Source organism: Micrococcales bacterium (assembly GCA_009784895.1).
Taxonomy (GTDB): Bacteria; Actinomycetota; Actinomycetes; order Actinomycetales; family WQXJ01; genus WQXJ01.
Genome location: WQXJ01000072.1, coordinates 1 through 7,013, shown reverse-complemented (window position 1 = coordinate 7,013; position 7,013 = coordinate 1). Strand labels below are relative to the sequence as shown.

Below are 7,013 nucleotides of genomic sequence, written 5' to 3'. Positions count from 1 at the left end.
GTATCCGCATGTATCCAATCTACAGCGGCTAGCAGCCGCTAGCGACACGCCACGCCGCCACTAGTTCAGGTTGAACACCAGCTAAACCACCGAAAACCCACACCCCACCACCCGAAAGACGGGGTTCCACCCTAGCGCAGGCCCGCAGGTCGTTCTAGTTGAGCCCAGCTGTCAGCAAACCTTGCCATCCCCCGGCACAGCCCCGTCAATCAAGAAGGCGTCAACTACCCCATTGACGCAGGACAGGCCCGCAGGTCGTTCTAGTTGAGCCCAGCTGTCAGCAAGCCTTGCCATCTGCCGGCACAGCCCCGTCAATCAGATAGGCGTCAACTACCTCATCGACGCAGGACAGGCCCGCAGGTCGTTCTAGTTGAGCCCAGCGGTCAGCAAACCTTGCCATCCCCCGGCACAGCCCCGTCAACCAGATAGGCGTCAACTACCTCATTGACGCAGGAGTTGGACCGACCGTAGGCGGTGTGACCGTGGCCTTCGTAGGTCAGCAAAACGCCAGATTCAAGCTGGTCAGCCAGGGCCTGGGCCCAAGCGAAGGGGGTGGCCGGGTCACCAGTGGTACCGATAACCAAGATGGGCGCCGCCCCGGCCGCAGTCACCGCCTTGGGCTCGCCAACCTGTGGGTAGGGCCATTGATCACAGAGTTTCTCAGAAAAGCCCCAGAACTCACCAAAGGTTGGCGCCGCCTTGATCAAGCGATCTGCCTGGGCCTGGGCTGAGGCCAGGTCCGCCGGTGCACGTGAATCGAGGCAACCAATCGCCACAAACGCTTCCATCTGGTTGGTGGTGTAGCCCTCAGTGTCGTCGCGGTCAAGGTAGATGTCTGACAGCATCAACAGCCCAATCCCGTCGCCTTTGAGCGCTTGGCCCAGGGCGGTGGTCAGCATGAACCAGGCCGAATCCTCATACATCGTCACCAGCAGTCCATTCAGTGCCAGCGGCAAGGTCAGCTCGCGCTGGCCGTCACCGGGCAGCGGCTTGGCCGCAATCGAGACCAGCAGCTCATGGATTTGGTTTAGAGCCGCGTCCTTGGAACCGGTCAGCGGGCAGCCGCTTTTGCCCAGGCAGTCATCGACATAGGCGCCCAAGGCCTGCTGGAACCCGGTGGCTTGGGCCAGGTCGTGTTCGCTGGACGGTAGGGAAGGATCAACTGCGCCGTCAAGCACCAGCCGCCCAACGTTGTCAGGAAACAGCTCAGCGTAGGCTGCCCCTAGTTGGGAGCCGTAGGAGTAGCCCACGTAATAGAGCTCCTGGTCGCCCAGGACTGCTCGAATCAGGTCCATATCCTTGGCCGAGGAATCGGTGTCGACGTGGCCCAGCAACGGCCCAGTGTTCTGATCGCAAGCCTCGACGAATGGCCTTACAATCTCAGCCGATTCGGCGAAACCCTCCGGTGTGACGGGCCAGTCGACGGCATAGAAGTCGTCCAGCTCCTGCGTTGTGGTGAAGCAGACCACGGCGGAGGAATCACCCACCCCACGCGGGTCAAAGCCAATCACGTCAAAACTGTCGAGAACACCTTGGCCGGCCAACGAACTGAAGTAGTCGAGGAAACCTATACCGCTGCCGCCCGGCCCGCCGGGATTCAGCAGCAGCGAGCCAACGCGCTGATCCGGCTTGGCCGCCACCAAACGCGCCATCGCGATGTCAATGGTGTCGCCGTCCGGCTGGTCCCAGTCCAACGGTGCCTTGATTGTGGCGCATTCGGCCCCGCGGGCCACGTCATCGCAGGGTTTCCAGGTCACGGCCTGGTTGAAGAGGTCTGTGACATCGACCGTGACAGTTGGGCTGGGCGTGTTGCCCGATGTCGCCAGCACCCCGGGCATACAGGCCGTCGCCACGAGCGCAACTAGACCAAGCAACGCGGCCAGTTTGGACCAGTGTGGTCTTGTCACGATTGGGTCTCCTTGGGGCCAAACAATTGCGGCAGGGCCAAGGCCGCCGCCATTGCCTCCAAGGCTAGGGCGGGAGCGACGTTGGCCGCCACCCTGACGCGCGCTTGTTCAATTGCCGCCAGGCAGGCCATGGTTTGGTCAAGGCTGGTGGCCTGGGCACAGGCCGCGACCAAGCCGGCGCAGTCTTGGTTGACCAGGTCTACTTTGGCGCCGAATTGGGCCACCAGCACATCGCGGTAAAAGGCCAGCAGATAGGACAAGGCCCTGTCCAGTGTGTCGACTTGCTGGCGCCTGGCTCTTTTCTTGGATTCTTCGTCAAACTCTTTCAGCCGGGCCCGGCCATAGGCAGACATTCGGCCCCGGCTGGCCTCTCCGATCGAAGCCAGAAGTTTGGCCCTATCCGCCCCCTCGCGTTCCTTAACCACCGACTCCGCCCTGGCCCGGGCCGCGTCATCGAGCCGACCGGCTCCAATGGCGGCCAAGGCCACTGAGACCGAATTGGCCGGTAGGCCCAGGACCAGTCGCCTAAATGCGGCCGCCTCGGCGTCAGAAGCCAGGTGCCGGGCCAAGCCAATGTGGCATTGGGCCGCCAGGGCGGCCAGGCGGGCCGCTTCTGCCTCAACGCCGCCTTCCACCAGTACACCGATCACATCGGTAATCGGTGGAATGCCCAGCCCAACTAGCCGGCAGCGCGACCGGATTGTCAGCAGCACATCCGCCGGGCTTGGCGCTGTCAGGATCCAAACAGTGTGCTGGGGGGCCTCTTCGAGCGACTTCAATAGCACGTTTCCGGTGCGCTCAAGCATCCGGTCAGCGTCTTCGATCAACAAGACACGCCAGCGGCCTCTGGCCGGTTTGCGGGCCGCCAGGGTGACCCATTGGCGGACCTCATCAATGCCAATAACCACTGTTTGGGTGGCCGCATCAAAGACATCAGGATGGGAACGGTGCGCCACCTGGCGGCAGTCAGCGCACTGGCCACAGCCACCCTGACCGCATTGCAGCGCAGCGGCAAAGGCCCGAGCGGCCACCGACCGGCCCGAACCGGGAGGGCCTGTGATAAGCCAGGCGTGGGTCATGGCCGTGGTGTCCTTGGCCGCTGCCGCCAGTGCTCCAACCGGACCAGGCTGTCCCACCACCTGGTTCCACACCGTCACGGCTTCACGTCCAGAACTGGCGCCAGCGCCGCCCAAACCCTGGCCGCTACTTGCGCCGGAGTGCCCATGGCCGGAATCACTGTGTGCCGCTCCGGAGCCAAACGCGCCAGGTCTAGATAGCCAGCCGCGACGGCCTGGTGGAAAGCCGCACCGGCTGATTCCAGCCGATCTGGCGTGTCACCGGCGGCGGCTTGGCGTTGGGCCGCTACGGCTGGCGGGACTTCCAAGACCACCGTCATATCCGGCACCAAACCCCCAGTACCAAAGTGGTTTATGGCCATGACGGCCTCGAGATCAAGGCCCCGGCCATAGCTTTGGTAGGCCAACGAGGAGTCGACAAAACGATCAGAGATCACCACTGCGCCGCGTTCGAGGGCCGGGATGATTACCTGGGCCACATGTTGGGCTCTGTCGGCGGCGTAAAGCAGGGCCTCGGTCGCAGGGGCGACCTCGCCACCGTGCAGCAGCGTCTGGCGCAATTCGGCGCCAAGTTTGGTGCCGCCCGGTTCCCGCGTCAGCACCAGTTCCACCCCGCCGTCTACCCCAGCCACACCGGTGGCGCGGAGCTGGCCGGCCAAGAGTTCGACTTGAACCGACTTGCCAACGCCGTCGCCACCCTCAAAGGCGATAAACCGGCCCCTACTCATAGGAACAAGTCTGCCACCCGGCACAGACACGATGGCGCTAAGCGATCCGTCGCGTCCCCGAAGTCCTACAGGCCGCCGGCAAAGTCGTTTTGCCGCCAGGCCTCGTAGACCACAATCGAGGCCGAATTGGCCAGATTAAGTGAACGCCTGGCCGGCAACATAGGGATACGAAGCTGGGCGGTAACGGCTCCATGGTGCTTGATCGAGACCGGCAATCCGTCCGGTTCAGGCCCAAACAACAGCACATCGTCAGGCTGGTAGCTAATCGAGTTGTAGGCAGTAGTGGCCTCGGTGCTGAAAGCCCAAATCCGCCGGGCCGGGCCGGGCTGGGTGGTCAGTGCACCCAGCAGGGCGTCAAAGTCCCGGTGGACTTTCATCACCGCTAGGTCGTGGTAGTCGAGCCCGCTGCGTCTCAGTTTGGCGTCAGTCAGCTCAAAGCCAAGCGGTTCAACCAAATGCAGCCGCACCCCGGTAACCGCCGCCAAGCGGATGGCGTTGCCAGTGTTCGACGGAATGCACGGGGCGTAAAAAACAAGGTCAAACACTATTTCTTCTTGCCTGTGGAGCGAGAGCGCCCGCCGCCAGTGGTTTTGCGTCCGGTCGAACGAGCAGCTGTGCGGCGCTTGGCCGGCGGCCTGGCTCGTTTGTCCGCCAGCAGCTCGGCCGCCCGCTCCAAAGTGACCTGCTCCGGGTCATCGCCCTTGCGCAGTGTCGCGTTAGTCTGGCCGTCGGTGACATAGGGACCGAAGCGACCGTCTTTGACGACCACTTTCTTGCCCGTGGCCGGATCATCGCCCAACTCGCGCAACGGACCGGCGGCCGCACCGCGCCTTGGTTTGGGTGCCAACATAATGGCCCTGGCCTCATCCTCAGTCAGGCTGAACAGTTGCTCCTCATGGTCAAGCGAGCGCGATTGGGTGCCGCATTTGATGTAGGGGCCAAAGCGCCCGTTTTGGGCGGTAATGGTCTCCCCGGCGGCGTCTTGGCCCACTACCCGCGGCAGTGACAGTAAGCGTAGGGCTTGTTCCAAAGACACTGTGGCCGGATCCATCGACTTGAATAGCGAGGCGTTGCGCGCCTTGGGTGCCTTTTTTTCGCCATCGGCCGCGGGCGGCGGCAAAAGCGAGACAAACGGTCCAAAGCGACCGTTCTTGACCACTACCTCATGGCCGGTGGCCGGGTCTTGGCCCAGCGGCCGGTCGGTTTCGGCCTCGGCCTCAAGCAGCTCCCGGGCCTTAGCCAAGGTCAGTTCGTCTGGCGCCAAATCAGTTGGCACCGATACCCGCTTGGCCTCGCCCTCATCCCCAGCCGGCGGACGTTCAACGTAGGGTCCGTAGCGCCCCACCCTCAGCGAAATGCCATTACCTAGCTCGACGGTGTTGATATCGCGGGCGTCAATTTCGCCCAGATCCTCGACCAGACGTTTTAGACCGACCTGTTTCAGCGAGCCGCCGGGGGGGGCCGGAACAGTTGGGTCGGCGCCAAAGTAGAAGTCCCGCAGCCAAGCCACTCGACCAGCCTCACCGGCCGCGATTTGATCTAGGCCGGCCTCCATTTCCGCCGTGAAGTCGTAGTCGACTAGATCGGCGAAGGACTGCTCCAACAGCCTGGTGACCGAAAAGGCCAGCCAGGTGGGCACTAAGGCCAAACCACGCTTGAAGACATAACCCCTATCTTCGATCACCGAAACCGTGGCGGCATAGGTTGACGGCCGGCCAATGCCACGCTGTTCCAACGCCGCAACTAACGACGCCTCGGTGAAACGGGGCGGAGGTGAGGTCTGGTGTCCAGCCGGCACCAAGTCGGAAGCGGTGACGGTCTCACCCTGCGTCATTTGCGGCAGCCGGACGTCAGTACCGTCACGGTCCTCGCCATAGCGCGAAGCGTCGCGACCTTCTTCATAGGCCGCCAGGAAACCCCGGTGCGTGATAACCGTGCCGGCTGCGCCAAAGATCACTGGACGGCCATCTGGCAAGGCCGCCCCCAACCGGACCGAAACCGTTTGGCCGGTGGCGTCTGTCATTTGGCTGGCGACTGTGCGTTTCCAGATCAGGTCATAAAGCTTGCGCTGTTCGGCGTTCAACCGCCCGGCCAGTTCCGCCGGCATGGCGAAACGGTCGCCGGAAGGTCGAATGGCCTCATGCGCCTCTTGGGCGCCCTTGGACTTGTTGGCGTAGACCCTAGGCGAGGGGGAAACCGAATCCGCCCCGTAAAGCTCGGTCGCCTGGCGCCGAGCCGCTGCCACGGCCTGGTTTGACAGGTTGGTTGAATCGGTCCGCATATAAGTAATGTGACCGGACTCGTAGAGACTCTGGGCCACCCGCATGGTTTGACGGGAGTTCATTCGCAACTTGCGTGAGGCTTCTTGCTGCAAGGTGGAGGTGGTGAACGGGGCGGCTGGGCGGCGCCTATAGGGCTTGGTCGCAAGGTCTTGGACCTCGAAGGCGGCGCCGCTTAGATTGGCCGCAGTGGCCTGGGCCTGGCTTTGGCCAAGCTGGACGCTACCGGTGGCAGCCAAGCGGCCCGAGTCGTCGAAATCTTTGCCCGTGGCCACCTTGGCGCCGTCCAGAGACAGCAGTTTGGCTTCGAAACTGCTGCCGGCCGTAGTGGTCATAGTGGCGGTGATGTCCCAGTATTCGGCCGTCTGGAAGGCAATGCGCTCGCGCTCACGTTCGACCACTAAGCGGGTAGCGACCGATTGGACCCGACCGGCCGAAAGCCCGGCCCGGACCTTGCGCCACAGCACCGGCGAGACCTCGTAGCCATAGAGCCGGTCGAGGATGCGGCGGGTTTCTTGGGCGTCGACCAGGTTGGTGTCGACTTGGCGCGGGTTGGCCAGCGCCTGCCCGATGGCGTCCCTAGTGATCTCGTGGAAAACCATGCGGTAAACGGGCACTTTGGGTTTGAGGACCTGGAGCAAATGCCAGGCAATCGCCTCGCCCTCACGGTCTTCGTCAGTGGCCAGGTAGAGCTCGTCAGCGCCAGCCAGGGCCTTGCGCAATTCGGTGACGGTCCGTTTCTTTTCCGGCTCAACCACGTAATAGGGCTCGAAATCGTTCTCGACGTTGACCGCGAAACGGCCAAAAGGGCCCTTTTTCATGTCTTTTGGTAACTCAGAGGGTTGGGGTAGATCCCTGACATGCCCAATCGAGGCTTCAACGTCGAAATCGGAGCCGAGATAGCTCTCAATTGTCCTGGCCTTGGCCGGGGACTCCACAATAACCAGCTTTCGGTTTGCCGGCACGACTCCTCCTCGCCGCAGAAACGAATACAGACCTACGGCCCAAGACGGTACCCCATCG

4 protein-coding genes and 1 pseudogene are annotated in these 7,013 nt (G+C 62.9%); all 5 read right to left on the bottom strand.

Annotated elements, in window-relative coordinates:
* Positions 1–277: 277 nt before the first annotated feature.
* The 5 genes and pseudogenes from FWD29_09500 to topA all read right to left on the bottom strand — a co-directional run bounded on the left by FWD29_09500 (position 278) and on the right by topA (position 6,955).
* A pseudogene (locus FWD29_09500) lies at positions 278–1,652 on the bottom strand (alpha/beta hydrolase).
* Between the two features lie 251 nt (positions 1,653–1,903).
* Positions 1,904–3,064: a DNA polymerase III subunit delta' gene (locus tag FWD29_09495; GenBank protein ID MCL2804164.1), complete on the bottom strand. Its 1,161-nt coding sequence runs from the start codon at positions 3,062–3,064 to the stop codon at positions 1,904–1,906.
* Positions 3,061–3,711 (bottom strand): dTMP kinase, encoded by a 651-nt coding sequence (gene tmk, locus FWD29_09490; protein ID MCL2804163.1) that lies wholly within the window; start codon positions 3,709–3,711, stop codon positions 3,061–3,063. The genes FWD29_09495 and tmk overlap by 4 nt, the downstream gene beginning before the upstream one ends.
* 65 nt (positions 3,712–3,776) lie before the next feature.
* Positions 3,777–4,256 carry a tRNA (cytidine(34)-2'-O)-methyltransferase gene (locus FWD29_09485; GenBank protein MCL2804162.1) on the bottom strand — a complete coding sequence of 160 codons (480 nt, stop codon included), beginning with the start codon at positions 4,254–4,256 and terminating at the stop codon, positions 3,777–3,779.
* Entirely contained in the window at positions 4,256–6,955 is a 2,700-nt protein-coding gene (gene topA / locus FWD29_09480; GenBank protein ID MCL2804161.1) for a type I DNA topoisomerase, read from the bottom strand. The genes FWD29_09485 and topA overlap by 1 nt, the downstream gene beginning before the upstream one ends.
* Positions 6,956–7,013: the final 58 nt, after the last annotated feature.

Excerpts from the sequence above, each read along its gene's own strand:
- tmk (MCL2804163.1), bottom strand. The coding sequence starts at position 3,711 with ATGAGTAGGGGCCGGTTTATCGCCTTTGAGGGTGGCGACGGCGTTGGC.